The 22,365-nt window shown below is 42.7% G+C and carries 20 protein-coding genes; 13 read left to right on the top strand and 7 right to left on the bottom strand.

Annotated elements, in window-relative coordinates; genetic code table 11:
• Positions 1 to 52: 52 nt before the first annotated feature.
• Positions 53 to 574, bottom strand: coding sequence for a nuclear transport factor 2 family protein (locus ACQ4LT_RS11685; protein WP_445666233.1), 522 nt, complete (start codon positions 572 to 574; stop codon positions 53 to 55).
• 142 nt (positions 575 to 716) lie between these two features.
• Here ACQ4LT_RS11685 and ACQ4LT_RS11680 point away from each other — a divergent pair, with 142 nt between their 5' ends.
• The 5 genes from ACQ4LT_RS11680 to ACQ4LT_RS11660 all read left to right on the top strand — a co-directional run bounded on the left by ACQ4LT_RS11680 (position 717) and on the right by ACQ4LT_RS11660 (position 6,746).
• A complete protein-coding gene (locus tag ACQ4LT_RS11680; RefSeq protein ID WP_445666364.1) occupies positions 717 to 1,892 on the top strand; it encodes an MFS transporter in 1,176 nt (391 codons plus the stop codon).
• A 458-nt stretch (positions 1,893 to 2,350) separates the two neighbouring features.
• Positions 2,351 to 3,220: an LEA type 2 family protein gene (locus ACQ4LT_RS11675; protein ID WP_445666232.1), complete on the top strand. Its 870-nt coding sequence runs from the start codon at positions 2,351 to 2,353 to the stop codon at positions 3,218 to 3,220.
• Positions 3,221 to 3,249: 29 nt separating this feature from the next.
• Positions 3,250 to 3,726 carry a methylated-DNA--[protein]-cysteine S-methyltransferase gene (locus ACQ4LT_RS11670; protein WP_445666231.1) on the top strand — a complete coding sequence of 159 codons (477 nt, stop codon included), beginning with the start codon at positions 3,250 to 3,252 and terminating at the stop codon, positions 3,724 to 3,726.
• A gap of 485 nt (positions 3,727 to 4,211) precedes the next feature.
• Positions 4,212 to 5,810 (top strand): amidohydrolase family protein, encoded by a 1,599-nt coding sequence (locus ACQ4LT_RS11665; protein ID WP_445666230.1) that lies wholly within the window; start codon positions 4,212 to 4,214, stop codon positions 5,808 to 5,810.
• 369 nt (positions 5,811 to 6,179) lie between these two features.
• Positions 6,180 to 6,746, top strand: coding sequence for a PepSY domain-containing protein (locus ACQ4LT_RS11660; RefSeq protein ID WP_445666229.1), 567 nt, complete (start codon positions 6,180 to 6,182; stop codon positions 6,744 to 6,746).
• A gap of 433 nt (positions 6,747 to 7,179) precedes the next feature.
• Here ACQ4LT_RS11660 and ACQ4LT_RS11655 read toward each other — a convergent pair whose 3' ends face one another.
• Positions 7,180 to 7,782: a hypothetical protein gene (locus ACQ4LT_RS11655; protein ID WP_445666228.1), complete on the bottom strand. Its 603-nt coding sequence runs from the start codon at positions 7,780 to 7,782 to the stop codon at positions 7,180 to 7,182.
• 275 nt (positions 7,783 to 8,057) lie between these two features.
• Here ACQ4LT_RS11655 and ACQ4LT_RS11650 point away from each other — a divergent pair, with 275 nt between their 5' ends.
• Positions 8,058 to 9,008 carry a threonine ammonia-lyase gene (locus ACQ4LT_RS11650; protein WP_445666227.1) on the top strand — a complete coding sequence of 317 codons (951 nt, stop codon included), beginning with the start codon at positions 8,058 to 8,060 and terminating at the stop codon, positions 9,006 to 9,008.
• A gap of 43 nt (positions 9,009 to 9,051) precedes the next feature.
• Positions 9,052 to 10,230: an FAD-dependent oxidoreductase gene (locus ACQ4LT_RS11645; RefSeq protein WP_445666226.1), complete on the top strand. Its 1,179-nt coding sequence runs from the start codon at positions 9,052 to 9,054 to the stop codon at positions 10,228 to 10,230.
• 4 nt (positions 10,231 to 10,234) lie between these two features.
• On the opposite strand, the gene ACQ4LT_RS11640 is transcribed toward ACQ4LT_RS11645, so the two are convergent.
• Positions 10,235 to 10,573 carry a hypothetical protein gene (locus ACQ4LT_RS11640; RefSeq protein WP_445666225.1) on the bottom strand — a complete coding sequence of 113 codons (339 nt, stop codon included), beginning with the start codon at positions 10,571 to 10,573 and terminating at the stop codon, positions 10,235 to 10,237.
• Positions 10,570 to 10,956, bottom strand: a complete 387-nt coding sequence (locus ACQ4LT_RS11635; RefSeq protein WP_445666224.1) for a MerC domain-containing protein — start codon at positions 10,954 to 10,956, stop codon at positions 10,570 to 10,572. The genes ACQ4LT_RS11640 and ACQ4LT_RS11635 overlap by 4 nt, the downstream gene beginning before the upstream one ends.
• 182 nt (positions 10,957 to 11,138) lie before the next feature.
• Between ACQ4LT_RS11635 and ACQ4LT_RS11630 the strand changes: the two genes are divergently transcribed.
• Positions 11,139 to 13,016: a CocE/NonD family hydrolase gene (locus tag ACQ4LT_RS11630; RefSeq protein ID WP_445666223.1), complete on the top strand. Its 1,878-nt coding sequence runs from the start codon at positions 11,139 to 11,141 to the stop codon at positions 13,014 to 13,016.
• Between the two features lie 102 nt (positions 13,017 to 13,118).
• Here the strand turns inward: ACQ4LT_RS11630 and ACQ4LT_RS11625 are convergent, their stop codons facing one another.
• The gene (locus ACQ4LT_RS11625) at positions 13,119 to 15,083 is read right to left on the bottom strand and encodes an aconitate hydratase (RefSeq protein WP_445666222.1); all 1,965 of its coding nucleotides are present in this window, start codon (positions 15,081 to 15,083) and stop codon (positions 13,119 to 13,121) included.
• Between the two features lie 235 nt (positions 15,084 to 15,318).
• Here ACQ4LT_RS11625 and ACQ4LT_RS11620 point away from each other — a divergent pair, with 235 nt between their 5' ends.
• From ACQ4LT_RS11620 to ACQ4LT_RS11610, 3 genes are all read left to right on the top strand, one after another.
• Entirely contained in the window at positions 15,319 to 15,612 is a 294-nt protein-coding gene (locus ACQ4LT_RS11620) for an HU family DNA-binding protein (protein WP_445666221.1), read from the top strand.
• Positions 15,605 to 17,317, top strand: a complete 1,713-nt coding sequence (locus ACQ4LT_RS11615) for an HU family DNA-binding protein (protein ID WP_445666220.1) — start codon at positions 15,605 to 15,607, stop codon at positions 17,315 to 17,317. Before ACQ4LT_RS11620 ends, ACQ4LT_RS11615 begins: the two co-directional genes overlap by 8 nt.
• A gap of 69 nt (positions 17,318 to 17,386) precedes the next feature.
• Positions 17,387 to 17,707: a Dabb family protein gene (locus tag ACQ4LT_RS11610; protein WP_445666219.1), complete on the top strand. Its 321-nt coding sequence runs from the start codon at positions 17,387 to 17,389 to the stop codon at positions 17,705 to 17,707.
• Between the two features lie 61 nt (positions 17,708 to 17,768).
• Here ACQ4LT_RS11610 and ACQ4LT_RS11605 read toward each other — a convergent pair whose 3' ends face one another.
• The gene (locus ACQ4LT_RS11605) at positions 17,769 to 18,566 is read right to left on the bottom strand and encodes a gamma-glutamyl-gamma-aminobutyrate hydrolase family protein (RefSeq protein ID WP_445666218.1); all 798 of its coding nucleotides are present in this window, start codon (positions 18,564 to 18,566) and stop codon (positions 17,769 to 17,771) included.
• Positions 18,553 to 19,554 carry an amidoligase family protein gene (locus ACQ4LT_RS11600; protein WP_445666217.1) on the bottom strand — a complete coding sequence of 334 codons (1,002 nt, stop codon included), beginning with the start codon at positions 19,552 to 19,554 and terminating at the stop codon, positions 18,553 to 18,555. Before ACQ4LT_RS11600 ends, ACQ4LT_RS11605 begins: the two co-directional genes overlap by 14 nt.
• 193 nt (positions 19,555 to 19,747) lie before the next feature.
• Between ACQ4LT_RS11600 and ACQ4LT_RS11595 the strand changes: the two genes are divergently transcribed.
• Positions 19,748 to 21,043, top strand: coding sequence for an amidohydrolase family protein (locus tag ACQ4LT_RS11595; protein ID WP_445666216.1), 1,296 nt, complete (start codon positions 19,748 to 19,750; stop codon positions 21,041 to 21,043).
• A gap of 81 nt (positions 21,044 to 21,124) precedes the next feature.
• Positions 21,125 to 22,336 carry an amidohydrolase family protein gene (locus tag ACQ4LT_RS11590; protein ID WP_445666215.1) on the top strand — a complete coding sequence of 404 codons (1,212 nt, stop codon included), beginning with the start codon at positions 21,125 to 21,127 and terminating at the stop codon, positions 22,334 to 22,336.
• Positions 22,337 to 22,365 lie beyond the last annotated feature (29 nt).

Genomic DNA, 22,365 nt, shown 5'->3' with positions numbered 1-22,365 from the left:
TTTGCAAATTACCCAATCAGCAAAATATTTAAGCGTGAAATTCCTTTTCTTGCTACATAGTATCCTTTAATAGTTGTTCAGGAATTTTGTTATCCTCCCGCTCGGAGTTCCAAGTAATATTAGTTATCCACCAGCGATCCTGATCATACACTAACTGCACACTATTTACTCCGCGACGGGTCACGTCCCCATCCTTGGCAGATTTAATTTTAAAGGATGTCTGAACTGTAGCAATTTCTCCGAATTGAAAAATTTCTCGGCCTATTTCCTCTTCCCAAAACCCATTTTTTTTAAAGTATTCAGCATTACGCTGCTTATACTCTTTCGGCGTCATTGATACAAACCTCAGTTCCCCATCTTCCGACTGGGTCATTGCTCCCATTGAAGCCCCATCCTTGAACAGAGATGAAAATCGTTCCCAATCCCTTTCTCCGGCAGGACCAGAAATTACATCGTATATGGCCTCAATAACATTATCAATACTACCAACATCATCCGAATTGGGCTCCTGTCCATAAGAAATACTACTTAAGGTGAAGAGAAAAATAATTAGTAACCCGTAAAATAATCTCATGCTAATTAATATTTATTTAGATTGAAAATAAGTTTTGCTGAGAGTCCGCAAATAAGTTACATCTAAATTCTATTTGTCGGAACGCTATCTCCGTTCATTTTATTTACATGCCATGCACTAACTCACTAAACAACATAGTAAAATAATTTCTACCGAAAAGAAGCGACCTCTTCTAAAAGATCTTAATCTCTACGTCATTTTCGGAATCACCCTGTCAGCGGTGATGGGGGTTTCCAGCATTGCTCCCGCCCTGCCCAAAATGGCCAATGTGCTGGATGTGTCTAATGAACGCATTGGTTTACTTATTACGGCGTTTACTGTACCCGGCATGTTTCTGACACCATTTTTGGGGGTCTTTGCCGACCGCATTGGGCGTAAAGTTATTCTGGTGCCCTCGCTGTTCATTTTCGGAATTGCCGGAACAGCCTGTGCTTTTGCTACCGATTTTACCTGGCTTCTTATCCTTCGATTTCTCCAGGGTATCGGCGGAGCTTCGCTCGGGGCACTAAACGTAACCCTTATCGGAGACCTCTATGAAGGAAACCGACGGGCCACAGCTATGGGATACAACGGCAGTGTACTCAGCGTGGGTACAGCAGCATATCCGGCTGTCGGTGGTGGACTGGCACTGTTGGGATGGTTTTACCCCTTCTTTCTAACACTGATTGCCATTCCTGTAGGATTGTTTGTGCTGGCTAAGCTGGATAACCCCGAACCCGACAATCACAAAAATATCAGGTCGTATCTGGGTGATATCCTCAATGCGCTCAAGTCAAAAAAAGTTATCGGCCTCTTTGCTGCAAACTTTCTTACGTTCATCATCTTATACGGCGGCTATTTAACCTATTTCCCCATCCTGCTCGACGAACTGTTCAGCAAGTCATCACTGGTTATTGGAATTATGTTATCCGGGTCATCCCTTATTACAGCCTTCGCTTCTTCTCAGCTCGGAAATTTAACCAAACGCTTTCCCGAATCTACTCTCATAATTACAGCAGCTATTCTCTATCTCAGCGTATTCTTAAGCATCCCCTTTATTGAAAATATCTGGCTGTTTACATTTCCTATTATTGTGTTTGGATTCGCACAGGGCATCAACATCCCCAGTATTTTAAACCTCCTTACCCACCAAGCACCAAAAGAATACCGGGCCGCATTTTTATCGGTCAATTGGACGATTATCAGAAGTGGACAGGCGGTGGGTCCGTTTGTATTGGGATTGGTGTACGGAACTATTGGTCTCAACGGAACATTTTGGATATCTGCATTGTCAGCATTTTGCCTTTTTTTAGTGGCGAGTCTCGCAATAAAAAGCTAAATCAGTCTATAATTAAAACAATGCCCCGCCCCTATAGCCAACAGCTACTATACCAAATAATTGCTGCCACCCCTATTTCTGTTTTTCAAAAGCTATTTCATCTTGAGTATCTTAATTTCTCTTACTGAAAATATATCCATCTGCTTTCAGTTCACACAAATATTCACTTTTCCTGATAACCTGTATAAAAGTTCAGAGGTATACATCCAATAAAAAAGGGCCTCAGGAGTATCAGTCCTGAGGCCCTGTGCTTTAGGTTTCAGCATTTAGGAGTGACTAAAGTATCTAGTTGGCTAACTAGATGGGTCTAAAGAGACAATAATAGTGCGTTCTATTTTCAAGAGTATTGCGATCCCCTTTTGTTACAAAAAAATTTATCTTGCAATATACATCGCATATTCAGCCTGTAATATCACTATTTCAACAGTTCATCAATTAACTTAACCTGGGCACTATTAATGACCTTTCCCAATTATATATCCGTAATTCTGTTAACATGCGCTCTTTTTTTACTGGATGGATGTGCCGCCCTTAAAGATTTATCCAACTCTATCCAAAAACCACACCTTTCGGTAGAGAATGTCCGGGTCAGTGATTTCAACTTTGAAGAGATGGAACTCACTTATGATATAAAAGTAAATAATCCAAACGCACTGTCGGTGCAAATGCTGGCCTACGATTATAATCTTGATATCAATGGAAATGCACTGGTAACCGGTGACCAGAAAAAAGGGCTGGCTATCGAGGCTTCCGGAGCCAGCACCTTCCACATTCCGATGCGACTTAATTTTTCAGAGGTATATCGAAGCGTCCAAAGTCTACAGGATTCTGAGGAAGCATCTTATACCTTTTTAAGCAATCTTACATTTGATCTGCCCGCCCTGGGACAAACAAAGGTTCCGGTTAGCAAAGAAGGACGTATTCCACTATTGAAAACACCTAAAATAAGTCTTAAGGATTTTAACGTCACCGGAATTAGTTTCAGCAGTGCCGATCTTAATCTGCAGCTGCATTTTGATAATCCCAACAGTTTTGGGATCGACGTTAATGCTCTTAAGTACGATTTAATGATTAACGGCGATCGATGGGCTGAGGGTACAACACTTAAAGGCACAACCATTAAAGAACAAGGCGTAACCGTACTCAACATCCCGATATCGCTGAATATTTCAGAGATGGGGATGTCGGCCTATCGCCTGCTGACCCGTGGAGAAACCTTTGATTATCAAATAAAAGGAGATTTTGACCTCACTGCCCGACATAAACTGCTCGGCCAAACCACTTTTAATTTTCTGCGTTCCGGTAATCTTTCACTATCATCAAACTAAATCTTAATCTCAAACGGGAATTCACATCATTGTCAAAAGACTACACAACATACACCCAGTCCCCTCTTGGTCCTCTTCAAGTTAAAGCCAAAGAACATGGACTAACTGCCATCAACTATTGCGATGATAACCCGAGCGAATCATTGGACCAGCACCAACATCCGGTGCTCACAAAGACCATCGACCAACTAAATGAATATTTTGGGGGCCAAAGAAAAACTTTTGATATCCCACTGATTTTAAAAGGAACCAATTTTCAAGAAAAGGTCTGGAAGCAGCTACAGAAGATTCCTTATGGACAAACAATATCCTATAGCGAGTTGGCTGAGCGGCTCGGAGATGCCAAAAAAGCGCGTGCCGTGGCCGGTGCCAACGGTTTAAATCCTATCCCCATTATTATCCCCTGCCATCGCGTTATCGGGGCCGATAACAAGCTGACCGGCTACAGTGGCGGTATTGAGAGAAAAGAGTCCCTCCTAAAACTTGAAGGAGCACTACTTCTCTAATTTTGGGGCATGCAAATATTCCACTGTGAATAATTACCGTTTCAATTGCGAACACTTGAAACAGCCATACTTCTGATCGATTTTCCAGTTTAAAAAACGGACATAAGAATTGTGATCGAACGACAAAGGATGCGGGTATGTATTTTATACCGGTCGGTAACATTGAAATAATTAATCACCTTAAAGGACCATTAAAATACATGCATTCTGCAGTCCAGAGCTTGTACTACCAAGTACAGCCTACATAGCTTTAAGCTATTCCAACGTAATAATCCCTTGCACATGGTAGTACTGGGCTCACAATTCTCAGTCTTGACCTTTTAATCCCTTTTGGATCAAGCCAAAAGGGATACACCCCAATATCTTTACTGTCAAAAAATGTACATATAGCCGTACTTTATTTCTCTTCATTTAAAACTTTTTACTGTCATCCCCTGCATCTGATTATTACATTCCATCAAATCCTAATTATCGATTCAAGCCTCATGACCAAATACACAGTTTTGATAGCATCACTCCTCATAATATTTCTAATTGGAATCGGCAGTGCCAACGCCCAGATACAAGAAGCACCTGATCGAACTATGGGTGAAGGTCCCTATGATCGCATGATCATCCGGGGTGTAACCCTTGTTGATGGTACCGGTTCACCACCGCGCGGTCCGGTTGATGTGGTTGTTGAAGACAATAAAATTGCCTCAGTACAGTCGGTCGGATATCCCGGCGTGCCTATTGACGAGAATAGTCGTCCCAAAGCCGATGAGGATACCAAGGTCATTGATGCAGAGGGCATGTACCTCCTACCCGGTTTTATTGACATGCATGCTCACACAGGCGGCGAAGCACAGGGGACGCCCGCTGAATACGTGTACAAACTCTGGATGGCACACGGCATTACTACCGTCCGCGAACCGGGCTCTTTCAATGGCATGGATTGGACGCTAAAACAAAAAGAGCGCAGCTCAAAGAATGAAATTACCGCGCCACGTATCTTTTCATATATTGGATTTGGAATGGGACACAATGGTGAAATAACATCCCCCGAAGAAGCCCGCAAATGGGTTCAAATGATTGCCGACGAGGGAGCTGATGGTATTAAGTTTTTTGGAGCTTCTCGTCCTATTTATAAGGCCGCTATCAATGAAGCTAACAAATTGGGGCTCGGCACAATGACCCATCACGCCCAAACACGCGTTGTATATAATAATGCTTTGGAATCTGCCCGACTGGGCCTTACAAGCATTACCCACTGGTATGGCATTCCCGAAGCGCTATTCACTGATCAGCAAATACAAAACTATCCTGTCGACTACAACTACAACAACGAGCAGCATAGATTTGAAGAAGCCGGCAAGCTCTGGAAACAGGCTGCTGAACCGTACAGCAATAAATGGAACAGCGTGATGAATGAAATGCTGGAACTTGATGTAACACTCAATCCCACCTTTTCTATTTACGAAGCCAGCCGTGACTTAAGTGCCCAGCGCCGCGCCGAGTGGCATGAAAAATATACGCTTCCCTCCCTTTGGGAGTTCTACAAACCGAGCCGCATTTCGCATGGCTCATACTGGATCAACTGGGGAACCGAACAGGAAATTGCCTGGAAAGAAAACTTCGACCTATGGTTTGAATTCGTCAACGAGTTTAAAAATCGGGGCGGACGCGTAACGCTTGGCTCCGATGCCGGATACATCTATAAATTATATGGTTTTGGGTACATTCAGGAAATGGAAATGCTTCAGGAAGCTGGTTTTCATCCGCTGGAAATTTTCCAATCGGCATCACTTAAAGCAGCCGAAGTTCTTAATTTGGATGATCAGTTAGGAACCATCGAGGTAGGAAAACTGGCCGATATGGTACTGGTGGATGCCAATCCCCTTAAAAACCTGAAAACCCTTTACGGTACCGGGGCCGTTCACGTAAATAAGGATAACGAACCAGTTCGCATCGGTGGCATTAAATATACCATTAAAGACGGTATTGTTTATGATGCCAAAAAGATGTTGCAACAGGTAGAAGAGATGGTGCAAAAATCAAAGGAAGAAAAAGATTACGAAATCACCCAGCCGGGATTAGATTACTAATTTTATTAAACGGTTATTTATAAGGGCAACTGAAATTTATATTCCAAGTAATCATTAGATTACTGTCAATACAAATTTTGCAATCGCAATTGCTAATAACTTTTAAGGATATCTCCTCATTCGAACGTTTTATAACAAACTGAGAAAATTATCTGCGATAACTTTAGAATCTATTTTAGGGTAACAACTAAAAACGCCTTAAAGACAGAACTATGCTGGCCGATCGGCATAAAATATTCCATAACTGAATCCAATGTAAGAAGATTTTTTGAATTAATAGCTACATTAAATTTCTCCTATAGCACTTGTTTTTTTGGAGCTGAAGAGCATATGCTATTATCTTGAATAACAATTTTTTTACCTATTCCCATGAGCATCAATTTACGAAAGGATTCCCGAAAATTACATCGCTGGGGCTCCATACTGATTGCACTTCCCTTTATAATAGTGTTGATATCCGGACTTTTTCTACAAGTCAAAAAACAGTTTGACTGGATTCAACCGCCATCGCAAAGCGGTAACACAATTGGTGCCTCGGTCCCCTTAGACAGCGTGTTAACGATTGCCAAATCGATACCCCAGTTAGAAACTAATAAGTGGACAGATATCGACCGGCTGGATGTACGTCCCGATGACGGCATCATAAAAATACGGGGGACAAATGGATGGGAGGTACAGATTGATTCCCATTCCGGTGAAATTTTACAAGTTGCCCAACGACGTTCGGATATTATTGAGGCCATCCACGACGGATCTTGGTTCCACGAGGAGGCCAAGCTCTGGATCTTTCTGCCGTCAGCTGGAGTGGTAACCATCTTGTGGCTGACAGGCATCTACTTATTCTTCTATCCATTCTGGGCCAAATATCACAATAAAAAGCGGCTAAAAAAACGAAAAGAAAAACGTCAGAAAGAGCAAGAAACGTTACAATTATAACCTCCTTTTTAAAAATTACGCAAAAAGGCAGAAGAACTTCACATTGATAGAGTTCACCGGCATATTTTCTTCTGCGCTGATCAAATAAAGCTCAAATGCTATAAAAAAGAGATTGGCCTCAAAAGCTGGAAATTTTTCAAAAGGCGGCTCAAGAAATTAAATCTGGACGAAAAAAGGGTGGATCTACATCACCAAAGCAAACCGCCTGCGTATCTAAGAAAAATCCCGTTGTACTTGTATATCCCGAGGGCATCTGGTATCACTCCTATAAGCCCGAAGTGTTGGAGAGAATTCTCCAAAAGCATCTTATCGGCGGTTAACCCATGGAATAATATATGATTGTGGAACAACAGCTGAAATATTGAAAACCAATCTAAAAACAAAACCCGACAGTTTTTAGACTGCCGGGCTTTAGTAAAACGTTCATTATAATCTACATATCGTGCAGTAGCATCACCGCATTTTGCATCATCCGCGCGGGCCCAACCCAGAACATGCGATACTGCGTGTTATCCAACAAAAACACCACTTTACCTAAGCCTATCTCCTGGACACCGGCAAAACCTTTTCCGGCTGCGTGCTCTCTATTTTTTTGAGATGCGGATCCTGCTGCCATCACTGACTCTGGATCACGATCATAATAACCTACTAACTGCCAATCGGTGGACGGCTGCAGCGCTTCATTACTAAATTTCAGCGAATATAGGCGATCCGGAATACCAAATGCCAATGGATTCGTATTATCGATATGTCCTTTGAATGCAGATCCGGGAATCCGTTTTAATCCCGACGTATCTTCCCGCGCGGCATAAGTGGTAAATGCTTCGGGATCCACTTCATCAGCTGCTTTTTTCTCTTCTTTGTTCTCCTCCTCTAACAACTTGACCGAGGTCAATCCAGATTTATCTTTAGTAGCAAATTCGGCGGCATCTTCATTAAGTACACTGCTGCGTGCTGATTTATACCAGTTGACATAACGATCTCTTCCATCGGGATTTAGCATCGGATCGATAATAGTAATAGCTTCTTCACGCATGCGTTGGTAAGCTGATCTTACAATACGAAGACTTTAAAATTTCACTTCTTGATGAGGAAGGTTCTGGAGAAAGATTTGGTAATATAACAAAATCACTTCTGGCAAATACCTTCAAAATTAAGTCAGATAATAAAGGGGAAGACCTGCGGGTCTCCAAAATTAATTTTGAACGGATAAAACATAAATCCGTTTTCAATTATTGGTGGAAAAGCTTACTCTCAGGCCTTAAAGAAAATATTGGCCTTTAAATTTGTTTTTGAACTAAATCGGAAAGCATGTCAAATATCCCCACATTCAAACAAATCCAGAAAGCATATCTTAAAATACGTGACAAAGTACATCGCACCCCGGTATTGAAAAGTCAAAAAGTTAACGAACGAGCAGGTGGAGAACTATTTTTTAAGTGCGAAAACTTCCAAAAAGTGGGTGCCTTTAAATTTCGCGGTGCAACCCATGCTGTTGGAGAGCTACCGAAAGAAAAAGCACAAACCGGTGTTGCTACGCATTCGTCCGGCAACCATGCACAAGCCGTTGCGCTTGCCGCCAAACAGCGAGGTATTCCGGCATATATCGTGATGCCCGAAAACGCCCCAAAAGTAAAAGTAAATGCCGTTCGGGATTACGGGGCCGATATTACGTTTTGTGAATCCACCCAGCAGGCCCGGGAATCAACATTGGAAACGGTCATTGATAAAACCGGGGCCACTTTTATCCATCCTTACGATAATCCGCATATTATTATGGGTCAGGGAAGCGCCGCTATCGAACTGCTGGAAGATCAGCCGAATTTGGATGTCATATTGGCTCCTGTTGGAGGCGGCGGATTAATCAGCGGTACAGCTATTGCTACCTCGGGCTTTTCCCCCGATACGAAAGTCATCGGCGTTGAGCCGGAAGTAGCAAATGATGCCTATCTTTCATTCAAAACAGGAGAACGTCATCCCGTACAAAGCACTGATACTGTGGCTGATGGATTGCGCACATCGCTCAGTGAACTTACCTTCAGCTGTATTCAACAACATGTAGATGATATTGTAACCGTTTCCGAACAGGAGATTATTGATGCCATGCGATTTATCTGGGAACGGATGAAAATCATCATTGAACCCTCAAGCGCTGTCCCGGCCGCTGCAGTTTTCAACGGTAAAGTTGATATTGAGAACAAAAAAGCCGGTATTATCATCAGCGGTGGAAATATGGATCTGGATGCCCTACCCTGGCAATAGAATTAGGAATTAAGAGTTGAGAATTAAGAATTTGGATTTATAAATGACTGATAAAATTACTGTTATCGGAGCCGGTGTTTCTGGTGTTACGACTGCACTAACATTGCAGCTTCTGGGATACAACACAGAAATTATTGCCGACAAAACGGTTTCTGATGTGTCTCACAAGAATAACTATCCCAAATTTGCCAGCTTATTCCCTTCGGCTTCGGTTATCCCTCACTCGGTCTATTCCGATCGGCTTGAAGAGCTCTTTAAACAGTCTCAATCTTTTTTCTACCAACTGCGCAAGCATACATTTGCCGGTATCACCATCCACAAACATTTTGAAGTTTTTGAGCTTGAGACCGATCCCCCTAAATACTGCGACTGGATGCTGAACTTTTCCCCCATCGATGATTTATCCGAAACAAAAGTACCCAGAAGATCCGACAATAAACCGCTTTACGGCTGGGTATTTGACTGCATCTTTGCGGATTGGTCGCTCTACTTTCCTGCTCTCATTGCACTTTATCGAAAAAGCGCTGGAACCATCACACAACAAAAACTAAAGAAAAAAGATATTCCCGATCTTTCTTCAGAAATTATCATCAACTGCAGTGGTACCGGCGGACCTTTACTATTTAATGATCCCAGCGAAGATCAGCTGATTATGCGCGGTCATCTGCTGCATAAATCCGATGCCCCATTGATTACAAACAATGCTGGTGAGATCATCTCCTATAATTATATGCCTCAACCCCATGTCTATTCCGACGCTGAGGGCAATGCCTGTGATGTGTATTGTTACCCCCGAAAAGACGGTTGGATACTCGGCGGCAGTCGTCAGGTGGGACATTTAAACAAAGAAAATAACTGGAAAAACGTAGAGAATTCTTCAGCTTATACTGTCAAGGATGTCCAATTTCCACGGCAGATCATTGATTTAAATAATGAGATTATCAATCATTCTTATGGTTATTCTCTTGATGAATCTGATGATATCACTCCTTCGGTGGGATACCGCTATATCCGTAATCACAGAAATGGGCTGCGACTTGAAAAAGAAAAATCCTCAGGTAAAACAGTATATCACAATTATGGTCATGGCGGAGCGGGCGTTACGCTGTCATGGGGATGCGCAATAGAAATCGCTCATCAAATTTCAGCAAAAGATAAAGAGAACGTAAGAGCTGAACTGTTGGAAAACATCAGCGAGGATGATATGGAAAAGCTATCCTAACTTTTTAGTTATAGATCTGCTTTTCGGCGCAATCAGGGCAATCCAACCAGTTTTCTGATGGCATCTGCGGCAGTGCTTTGGGGCTACTCCCCTTCTCAAAAACAGGGCGATATAGCACATCACCTTTCTCATGGGACTCTCCACAACTATGGCAACTTTCCTCACCATCGAGCTCTTTGGGGGTATATCCCGCGATAATCCAACCTTCGTGACCAGCATGAACGGCCAAACTTTCCAGCGCCGCCCGAACCGTTTGGGACTTGTTACCACTGTAAAATTTACCAGAGAGCTCCTCCAAAAGTTTTACCGTATCGTCATCGAGCGTAAAGTTTAATCGTTTCATACTTCACAACCTACTTTGTGTTTATTTTGATGAAATTTGTAGTTAAACCAATGCCCGGTTACCAGCAACGCACTCCCCGCCATCGTTACCAGAGATTCGCCCCACAATCCTAACCATTCGTGGAAAATCCAAGCCAGCGCTACAACTACTAATCCCGAATACAACAAAATCGGAATTCGTTGTGGAAGATTGTTATGGCGCAATGCAAAAATTACTGTAGGTACAATCAACAAGAAAAGCAATGGATGGGTCCAAAAGTGAACTGATTCTGCTACCGGCCAAAGGGGTAATAGTGCTATTGCAACCGGAAAGAATAAGCAGTGTACGGCACATAAGCCTGAAAGGGTAATACCTATCTCATCCCAAAAAGATTTCGAAAACAAAAGTGGTACAAATTGATTGCATTTTTAATGTGTATTAAGATACACACTTATCGTTACTCTTACAAGCATATTATGCGAGTGGAAGGTTAAAATTATTTACAAATAATTTCATGACTCAGTTTCATAATTTCTACAACCTTCTATTTTAAGAGTAACAAATCTTTAATAAACGGTATCAAAAAATGTTAAATAGTAAAAGAATTTTTACTCTGTTAGGAGTTGTTTTTCTAACGCTTTGTTTGACGGCTCCATCTCTTGCCCAGCAGAATAACTTTTCCAGTGAAGATTACAAAAAATCACAGTATGATATTGAGATGCGTGACGGCATCAAATTGCATACCGTGGTGTATGTTCCAAAAGACACTACCCAGAAATATCCTATCTTGATGAAACGGACCCCCTATAGTTGCCGTCCGTATGATGAAGGAAAAATACCAGAACGCATCATGCATAATCCGCACTTGCAAAAGGAAGGGTTTATCTTTGTCTGCCAAGACGTGCGCGGACGTTGGATGTCGGAAGGGGATTATACGACGATGACGCCAAATCGTGAGGATCCCGATAAAATTGACGAAAGTTCTGATACCTACGATACGGTCGAATGGCTTATCAATAACATCCCCAATAATAATGGCAAAGTGGGACAGTGGGGTATTTCGTATCCCGGATTTTATACCACGGCTGGATTACCTGATGCGCATCCGGCTATGGCGGCTTCTTCACCACAGGCTCCTATCTCGGATTTCTTTTTTGATGACTTTCATCATCACGGAGCCTATTTCATGAGCTATTGGTACGTAACGCCCCTATTTGGGATACAGCACGAACAACCTACTGATACCTCATGGTATAATTTTGCAGATACCGGTACACAAGACGGCTACCATTTTTACAAAAGTATAACCCCCCTTTCTAAGGCAGATAATTATTACTCTGGAGAAAATTTCTTCTGGCAGGAACTAAAGAACCATCCCAATTATGATGAGTTCTGGCAAAGCAGAAATATCCTTCCACATTTAGATGATATTGACCACCCGGTTATGACCGTCGGTGGCTGGTTCGATGCTGAAGACCTGTACGGCCCGTTAAATACGTATCGATCAATCGAGGAGAAAAATCCTGATACCAAAAATACTATTGTAATGGGACCATGGAGTCACGGACAATGGGCCAGCGCCAATCCCCATCAATCAGTAGGAGAAATCTATTTTGGAGAGGGAATCTCTGCATTCTACCAAAAAGAAATTGAATATCCATTCTTTATGAAGCATTTAAAAGGTGTTGATACTAAAGACCTTCCCGAAGCTTATATGTTTGACACCGGTAAAAAAACATGGAGCACTTTTGATCACTGGCCACCTAAAAATATTGAACAGAAATCATGGTATCTACATGGTGATGGTAGTCTAAATAGTGACAAACCAAACAAAACCAAAAAGAACTATACTGAGTATAAAAGCGACATCGACAATCCGGTACCCTATAAAGAAGAAAGCGACCTCGTTTTTATTCCCCAAGATTATATGACCGACGATCAGCGATTTGCCGCGCGACGTCCGGACGTTATTACCTTTGAAACCCCCGTACTTAAAGAAGATGTAACCCTGGCTGGTGACATACTTGCTAATCTCTTTGTCTCAACCTCTGGAACTGCTTCGGATTGGGTTGTTAAAATAGTAGATGTGTATCCTCCCAGCACCGAAGAGAACGACTATACACCTGATGACGTAGAGCTTGATAACTATCATCAGATGGTGCGTAGCGAAGTTATGCGTGGGCGTTTTCGTGACAGCTATAAAAATCCCAAACCATTTAAGCCCAATAAAGTAACCAATATCGAACTTCCCCTGCAGGATGTGTACCACACCTTTAAAAAAGGTCATAAGATACAGATCCAAATTCAGAGCACCTGGTTTCCACTCGTAGATCTAAATCCACAAAAATATGTGCCAAATATTTTTAAAGCAGAGGAAGATGATTTCCAGGATGCACTTCAGCGCATTTATCACAGTTCTAAATATCCTTCTTCTATCAATGTAAAAGTGTTGAGAAATAAATAGGCTGATATAAAAGCTGAATTAAAACATTTATTTATTACTTAAAATAAAAAAGGCTCCGATAACAATCGGAGCCTTTTAACTTAAATACTATTCGAAAACAGCTTAACCTGCTTTCTTCTTCGCTTTAAAGCGATTGATAACACCACCATATAACACAGCCTCTTTCTGCCGATCACTGAAGGTATGTTTTACGGTATATTTCTTTCCTTTCGTCTTGTTGTGAATAACGACTTCGTTGCCATTTTTAATAGCTTCTCGGATATCATTCACTTCAAGAATATCTCCCTGATCGATGTCTTCGTAATCCACATCATGCTCAAATTCTAACGGTGGAATTCCGAAGTTAATCAGGTTTTGCCAGCCAATACGAGCATAGCTTTTGGCAATTACAGCTCGCATACCAAGATATCGGGGTGCAATAGCTGCGTGCTCACGACTGGAGCCCTGCGCGTAATTTTCACCCGCAATCACTACATGTCCGTTATGCTCTTTCTTGGCTTCCATGGCACGATCGTGAAAGTTTTCATCCACAACATCGAGCGTAAACTTACTGATTTCGGGAATATTACTGCGATAAGGAAGTACCTCAGCTCCGGCACGGAGAATTTCATCCGTCGAAATATCATCACCCATTTTTAGCAGAACGGGAACGTCGAAATCTTTGAGCTCATCAAAATTGGGCATAGTTGAAATATTTGGTCCCTTCTTGATTTCCCCACGTTCCTCCTTCGGCTTCGGTGGCGTAAGCATCTCAGTATTAACAACCAGTTTCTCCGGATGCTCGTATTTAGGATACTCCATATTGTAAAGATCTTCGAGATCACGAGGATCGGTAATCTTACCGGTCAGTGCAGAAGCAGCTGCCGTCTCGGGACTAACCAGGAATACCGAATCTTCGGGCGTTCCTGAACGATCTGGGAAGTTCCGCGGCACGGTGCGCAGGCTGTTCTGCCCTGATGCCGGCGCCTGTCCCATCCCAATACAACCGTTACAACCGGCTTGGTGAATACGAGCACCGGACTGTACCAAGTTATACATTACATTATTCTTAACCATATTCTCAATGATCTGTCGTGATGTTGGGTTGATATCCCAAGAGACATTGTCTTTGGTCGTTTTATCTTTTACGATCTCAGATGCCATCCAGAAGTCACGATATCCCGGATTGGCAGAAGATCCCACATAGGATTGATAAATATCTTGACCCTCTACTTCGCGAACGGGAACAACATTACCCGGACTGCTGGGCAGAGCAATCAATGGTTCAACATCATCAAGGACAAGCTCTTCATACTTATCATATTCAGCACCTTCATCGGCTTTGAGCTCAACAAATTCATGTCCCCGCTCCTGCGATTCCATGAAGCGACGCACTTCTCCGTCGGCAGGGAATACAGTACTGGTTGCGCCCATTTCGGTACCCATGTTTGCAATGACATGGCGATCCATAGTAGAAAGATTTTTGAGTCCTTCTCCAAAATATTCGATCACATATCCGGTTGCTCCGTCAACGTCATAACGACGCAACATTTCAAGTACTACATCTTTGGCACTTACCCAATCAGGTAGATTCCCTTTTATCTCAACACCTAATACTTTAGGCATTTTGATGTATAGAGGTTCCCCGGCAATAGCAAAAGCGACATCCAATCCGCCTGAACCAATTGCAAGCATACCCATACATCCGGCTGCAGGGGTGTGGCTATCGGAACCGGCTAATGTTTTTCCGGGAATGGCAAAACGTTCGGTTTCAATGGGATGACTCACTCCGTTACCCGGACGACTGAACCACATACCAAACCGTTCAGCAGCGGATTTTAGAAATACGTGGTCATCCGGATTTTTAAAATCCGTTTGGATCAAGTTGTGATCAACATATTGGCACGATAATTCGGTTTGTGCTTCATCCAGTTCCATAGCCTCAAGCTCAAGCATCACCATAGTACCAGTGGCATCTTGCGTGAGGGTTTGGTCAATTTTAAGACCAATTTCCTGGCCCGGAACCATTTCACCATCAACGAGATGGCTTTTAATTAGTTTCTCAGTAGCATTAAGTGGTTTACTCATAAATATATAATTGGATTTGTTTCCGCTGTATAGTTGATTACCTAAAGTAAAATTCTTCTAAAATCGTTTCTTAAAATACCGCACGATGCCCCTATTCTTCAAGTAAATGCACAAGAAATAATAATTTATACATATTCTAAGCTATAAGTAGAAATATATACTTAGTTTTTAAAGTTTTTTTTCTTAATTAACAATACTTCATAAGCTGCAAAGATAACCTGAGTTAAAACTTCGTATGAACACGAGCGATGTAGTAGCAATGCTTGCCAAAAATTGGGATATGACCCAAGCTGAAGCACGTAAATTGTTAGATGTTATTACCCAAACATTTAACGAAAATATTGCTACCGGTAATTCTTTTTCGATTCCGGAACTGGGGACGTTTGGCACTACTACTCGAAAAAAACGAAAATCTTATAATCCCCACTATGAGCAATACATGAAGCTACCTCCAAAACGGGTTGTTGATTTTAATCCCAGCAAGGGACTAAAAGAAGACTTAAAACAAGTGGATATAGACGATGAGTAAAAAGGTCACATTCGGAGAACTTATTGAGTCGATTGCTGAAGAAACGGATAACAGCAAGGAATTTACTCACGACTTTCTCAAGGATTTTGTGGACGTCATCAATGGCGGACTCAAAGAAGACGGTAAGGTAAATATTGCCGGCTTTGGAAAGTTTGAACTTCAACGTGTGGATGAGCGTGAAGGGTATAATCCGCAAACCCAAGAGAAAATGACAATTCCGGCTCATAACAAAGTGGTATTCAAGCCATATAAAGATCTCAGAGAGCTGGTCAATGCCCCCTATGCACATATGGAACCGCAGCTGATAGAAGAAGAACCTGAATCTTCTGAAAAAGATTTTTCTCCCTCTGATCAGCAAACAATAGAATCCCAAACAGAAGAGTCTGGTGTTGAGAACGACAGAAGCACTGACGAAGAAACCGAGCAATTAGAACAGGAACAGAAATCAGGGCCTGATATTACAGAAAGTTCAGAAGAGCAGGAACTTATTGAGGATGATTTTATCCCCACTGCTCCTCCTACCTTGCACGAACAAAAGAGCAATGAGGATGAAGCCCAAGGTGAAGATCAGGAAGAAACAGACCAGGAATCTCCTTTTGATTTTGGAGTGGAACAAGATTTTGCTGAGAATACGGCACAGACCTCAACCCCTGAAAGTTCAGAAGGTATAAAAGATGACGATGACAATGGAGATATTGTCGAATTCGGTGCTACCCAGTCGGAGGAGGAAGATGATCTCCTTGAAGAGTTCATCGGTTCACAAGAAAAAGAACAAGAAGATGAGTCCTCTGAGGATTTAGCAGCTGAAGAAGAGCTTGAGCCAGAAAAAAACGAGATTCACGAAAGTGGTGACGAACCAGCCGAAACAGTATCAAGCGATAAAGACGATAAAGAGAAAGAGCCAACAAAATCGGAAGAAGAAGTTCTGGCAGAGGAAGTTGAAAAACTTGAAGAAACTGCTGAAGATTTAAAACAGGATCAACCAGATCAGTCTGACCAGCAAGATGTGAAAGAGACCTATCGCACTGCTACAACAAGCCATCGGTCTGACCGAGGTTCTTCATTTTCTTACGTAGCGGCAGCTGTAATTATCCTACTACTCATTGCAGGAGGAGCTTGGTATTACAGCACAATACCTACGAATGATACTACCCTATTCTCTTCGTCTGAAGAAACAACAACCTCAGCTGACGTGACCGACCAACAAGATAATAACACCCAGCCACAGTCTTCAGAACAACAAGAAGCCGAAGACGCTCAACAGACCACACAAAGTCAGGCACAATCAGGATCACAGACTCCGGCAACAGCACAATCAACAAATAATAAAACACCAAATAACCAGGCTGTTGAAATTGAAGAAGGACAAACCTTGTGGAGTCTTGCCAAGGATCGTTATGGGAATCCCCGTTTATGGCCCTGGATTTACGGCAATAATGGTTCGCTTGATGATCCCGATCTGATATATGCCGGCAGCTCACTTTCAGTTCCGCTGCCATCGGGACCGCAAAATACGCTTACCAGCACTGATTCAGTGGGCGTTGCAAAAGGATTTATCGCCACCTACAAATGGTATAAAAGCAATGAGCAATCTAAAGCTAAAAATCACCTTTGGGCTGCCAAGTTGTATCACGATAATTTACAACAGCTTGCTGATGTACCGATAGATAAAACAGATCTTTCTTATGCCAACAGAGCCCGCTAACGGTTCCTTTGGCAAACTTTAGACCCTTAAATAAAATTTGTAATAAAAGCACACCATAGGAGTAAATATATGATTCGTCACGTAGTAATGTGGAAATTGAAAGAGGAAGCGGAAGGTGCCACCAAGGAAAAGAATGCCGAAAAAATGAAACTTATCCTGGAGGGACTAAAAGTAAATATTGACGAAATTAAAAATGTGGAAGTCGGAATCAATATTTCTGATGATGATGACGAAGCGGGTTCACCGTATGATGTAGTGCTGATCTCCGATTTTGAAACCGAGCTGGACTACACCATGTATACCCGTGATGAAAATCACAAAAAAGCCCTTAAATTTATTAACTCAGTAATCGACGAACGCCACTTTGTTGATTACAAAGTAGATACCTAAGAGCTGATAAATACTATTGTTATATATTATAGCAGGGGTTTTACCATAAGCCCCTGCTTTTTTATTTCCTCATCCTTGCCCCGGCTTCTGTTACCAGCTGTTTAAAAATTCTGCGCTGCGCCGGTATCTGTGGCATATATTCCGGATGCCACTGTACGCCCAAAACAAAATCCCGTTCGGTATGTTCAATAGCCTGTACAATACCATTTTCTTCTTTTGCAACAACGGCTAAACCTTCGCCCAGCTCATCTACAGCCTGATAATGCAATGCATTAACCCACACCCTTTGAAAGACCAGAATATCACGCAGCATGCTATTTTCATCCACTTCTACCCTCTTTTTCGGCCAGACGCTATGTATCCTGGGTACTTCGGTATAGTAACTCGTGATATCCTGATAAAGAGTACCTCCAAAATGAATATTTAGCAACTGAGCTCCCCTGCATATTCCCAATATTGGGATATCTTTATCCACTGCCTCTTTGATTAAAGCAAACTCAAGTTCATCACGGTTGTCATCAATATCTTCCGATGATGCAGAAAAAATCTTTCTCAAAAAATAAATAAATGGGAAGAAAAAAATTGTCAATAGGTAGTTAAAAAACCTCCGGAAGTTCGATACTTTATCATCTTTCGAAAACAAATCACGAAGATCTTCCGCTCCATAACGATCCGGGTTGATATCTGCGCCCCCTCCTATAATAAGACCGTGAATATCTTCCTTAGGCAACCCTTTTTGTGGTTGGATATGGATAGCATGGCCGCCATGCAAAAACACCGCAAAACGGGTAAACCACCAAGCCGTCCGCCCGCCTTTATCGGGTCCTGTTACCCCAATATTTGGTCTACTGTTGTTCATCAAGATCCAGTAATATTTCTAAAGTTTTTGCCCATCCTTTACGAAATGATATTACAGTTTGACCACGATGCAGTAAATATAACCGACTTAACTTCTCAAGCATTTCATCAGCAGCAAGCCTCTCCACCACCAGCCAGTGATTCCATTCATCCTCAAAACGCCAGTCTGGATCATCAATCCTGCTGTTCGGCAAACGGTAATGAAAAGTGGGACGCGGTTCGTTCTTTTCGCCCTCCATTACGGGTGCGATAAGCTCTTCATTTAGCATCCCAAAAATAGGCATCATATCAACCGGACGATTACGTGTTGGATTAAATTCGATATAATCCTCAATAAATTGATCCGAATCCGGGGCATAACCCGGATCCAAAACCTTCTTTACGTATTTTTCAGGAAAGGGATCCACAAACGGAGAAATACGCCTTGTCATATCAATATCGTGAGCTTCTAAAAGCCAAGGATATACAATAAGAAACGCTCGCAAATAACGCAGAAGCGTAGATATTTGTATGTCCGGGGCCTCAATATTCAAATGCATTCCAAAGGCATGCATCATAGATGCATATGTTCCTTTCGCTTTATTTTGCTGAAGAGCCTCGCGAAGCTTTTCTAACTTTTCCAATTCCTGTATAGTAACCGGTGGCATAACAATCTCGAGCGGCACTACCGACCGCGCCATTTTATCAACCACATCTTCTATCGATTTGCGGATAGAATCTTCCTCAAGGCTGATTCCCAACTTATCAAAAATATTTTCTTCGGCCATCCTTCGAAGAATACGCGCATCCAGCTCTACCCTAAAATCTCCCAGATCACTGCCAGAAATATTAATCTGATATCGGTGCTCCCGAGTTATTTCACCGCCAAAAACGGATGTAATAATCTTAGCCGCCTCCATGGGCTCAATACCGGCGAACTCAATCTCAAGTCCCACTTTTCTGGGGTTGCCGTCGTTATTTTTTGTAATCGGAGGTGATAAAAAGGACATTTAGCATCGAAATTGATTGTGAGAAGTTATGACAGCGACATACAAATCTAAATGACTGTAATAGCTTGGAAAAACAGTCAGTTGTAAAAGCTTGCAAATGAGCCCATTGATAATTTGCCAACAAATTAGCTTCTTAGCATAATCAAGTTTTGAAGGACTGCAAAATCTCATTAACAAAATTCAGGGAAAACTTATGAAACGACTCATCCGGCTTAGCCTACTGCTGATCTTTTTCTTACCCATCATGACAGTAGCGCAGCAATCCAAAGTTTTTACAGGAGCTAAAATCATTCCCATAAGTGGTGAACCCATTGATAATGGCGTGCTCGTCACCAAGGGTGATAAAATTGTTGCTGTAGGACCTGAAGGAGAAGTTGATATTCCATCTAATGCAAAAGAATTTGATGTATCCGGCAAAGTTATTATGCCCGGGCTCGTGGATTCTCACTCTCATATTGGCGACGGCGACGGCGGTGATCGCTCTGCGGCACTCCATCCCGATGCCCGAATTATTGACAGTATCGATCCGCACAGCGAAACGTTCAAAAAAGCACTGGCCGGAGGCGTAACAACGGTGAATGTGATGCCCGGCTCAGGTCATTTGATGAGCGGACAAACGGCTTATCTCAAACTCCGTAATGCGGATAAAATTGAAGAAATGCTTTTTGTAGATGATCCGCGAAACGAAATAGCTGGTGGACTCAAAATGGCGAACGGCACGAACCCCATAGGTGATCCCCCCTTCCCCGGAACCCGGGCCAAATCGGCTTCGATGGTTCGGGAGCTATTTATAAAAGCGCAAAACTATAAAGAAAAAGTTGAACAGGCTGACGGAGATCCCGAAAAAATGCCCAAGCGTGATATAGGCATGGATGCACTGGTTGAGGTGCTGAACGGAGAACGTATCGTCCACTTCCATACTCATCGACATTACGATATCCTCACTGCTATTCGACTGGCCGAAGAGTTTGATTTTCGATTAGTTTTACATCATGTAAGTGAAGCCTGGAAAGTCGCCGACGAAATTGCAGAAGCCGATGTCCCGGCATCTATCATTGTACTTGACGCTCCCGGGGGAAAACCCGAAGCCACAGATATAAAATATAAAAACGGAGCTGTACTTGAGGAGGCCGGAGTAACGGTAGGATATCATACCGATGCCTCCATTACCGATACGCGGCTGTTTTTACGGTCCGCAGCATTTGGCGTACGCGCAGGAATGAGTCGTGAGGCGGCACTCAAAGCACTGACCATCGAAAATGCCAAAATGATGGATCTGCAAAATCGGGTGGGAACGCTCGAAGCCGGCAAGGATGCTGACTTTGTGGTTTTATCCGGCGATCCGCTAAGCGTCTATACGAAAGTTGAACAAACATGGGTCGAAGGTATTAAGCGATTCGATTACTCAAATCCCAAAGATCGCAAGTATTCCACCGGCGGTTATGATGTATTCCGAGGTTCGGCTCACAATCATCACGGTGATAAATAATTCGCCGCTAACTCAAATTGTAATGCCATATTGAATTTGATTCAGCATCCTCAAGAATTTAAGCTTATAAAAATTAGCGCTATGAAAAAACGAATTACACTTTTTGTTTTTGCACTATTGATTGGATTAAGTACCGTTACACAAGCCCAAATGGCTGTCCAGGCCGATACGCTTTACACCATGGAAGGCAACAAAATTGTGAACGGTGTTGTTCTCATCACGAACGATAAGATTGAAGCAGTCGGCTCAGCTTCAGAAATTGAGATCCCTTCTGATTATAAAACCCACCAGGCTTCGGTTGTTACGCCGGGACTGGTGGACGCCCACAGTGTGGTAGGCCTGGCGGGAATATACAACCGAGACGATGACCAGAATCAACTCGAAACTTCAGATCCCATCCAACCCGAACTGCGAGCCATCGATGCCTATAATGCCCGTGAACAGCTGGTGAAATTTGTGCTCGATAAAGGGGTGACTACCACCCATACGGGACACGGACCCGGGGCCTTGGCCAGTGGACAAACGATGATTGCCAAGACCCCATATAACACGGTTGAAGAAGCGCTTGTGGATTCTTCAACAACCGTCGCTTTTACACTCGGCTCTACCGTTGGACGCAACTTTGACAGTCCCGGCACAAGTGCCAAAGGGATTTCCATGCTTCGGCAAAAGTTCATAGATGCACAGGAATATCTCGAAAAACGTCAGGCTGATGACCCCGAAAAGCGTCCCGCAAAAGATTTAAAAATGGAAGCTCTTGCTGATGTTCTAAATGGAGAGCTCACGGCTTTGATTACCGCTCAACGATCCAATGATATTATGTCGGCCCTGCGACTGCAGGAAGAGTTCGGTTTTGATATGATTCTGGACGGAGCGGCCGAAGCATATTTGCTATTAGATGAAATCAAAAAAGCCGGAGTGCCGGTTATTATCCATCCCACGATGGTACGTACTTATGGAGATACCAAAAATGCCAGCTTTACCACGGCCGGTAAATTAGCCGAAGCGGGCATTCCTTTTGCTTTTCAAAGTGGATTTGAAAGCTACGTACCTAAAACTCGAATTATTCTCTATGAAGCGGCCATTGCCACCAGTTACGGACTTGATCGGGAAAAAGCATTACATGCCTTGACAAAAGCTCCCGCCGAAATACTCGGTATAAGTAACCGCGTTGGATCGCTGGCGGAAGGCAAAGACGCTGACCTTGTATTATTTGACGGCGACCCCCTTGAATACACCACCCATATTAGTTCTGTAATTGTTGATGGAAAAGTCGTAAAGGAAAAGGAATAGAAATATCTCAAATCCTCAGGATTTAAAAC

Source organism: Fodinibius sp. AD559 (assembly GCF_052712805.1).
The sequence above is the reverse complement of the archived record's forward strand: the minus strand, read 5'-3'. Positions and strand labels throughout refer to the sequence as shown.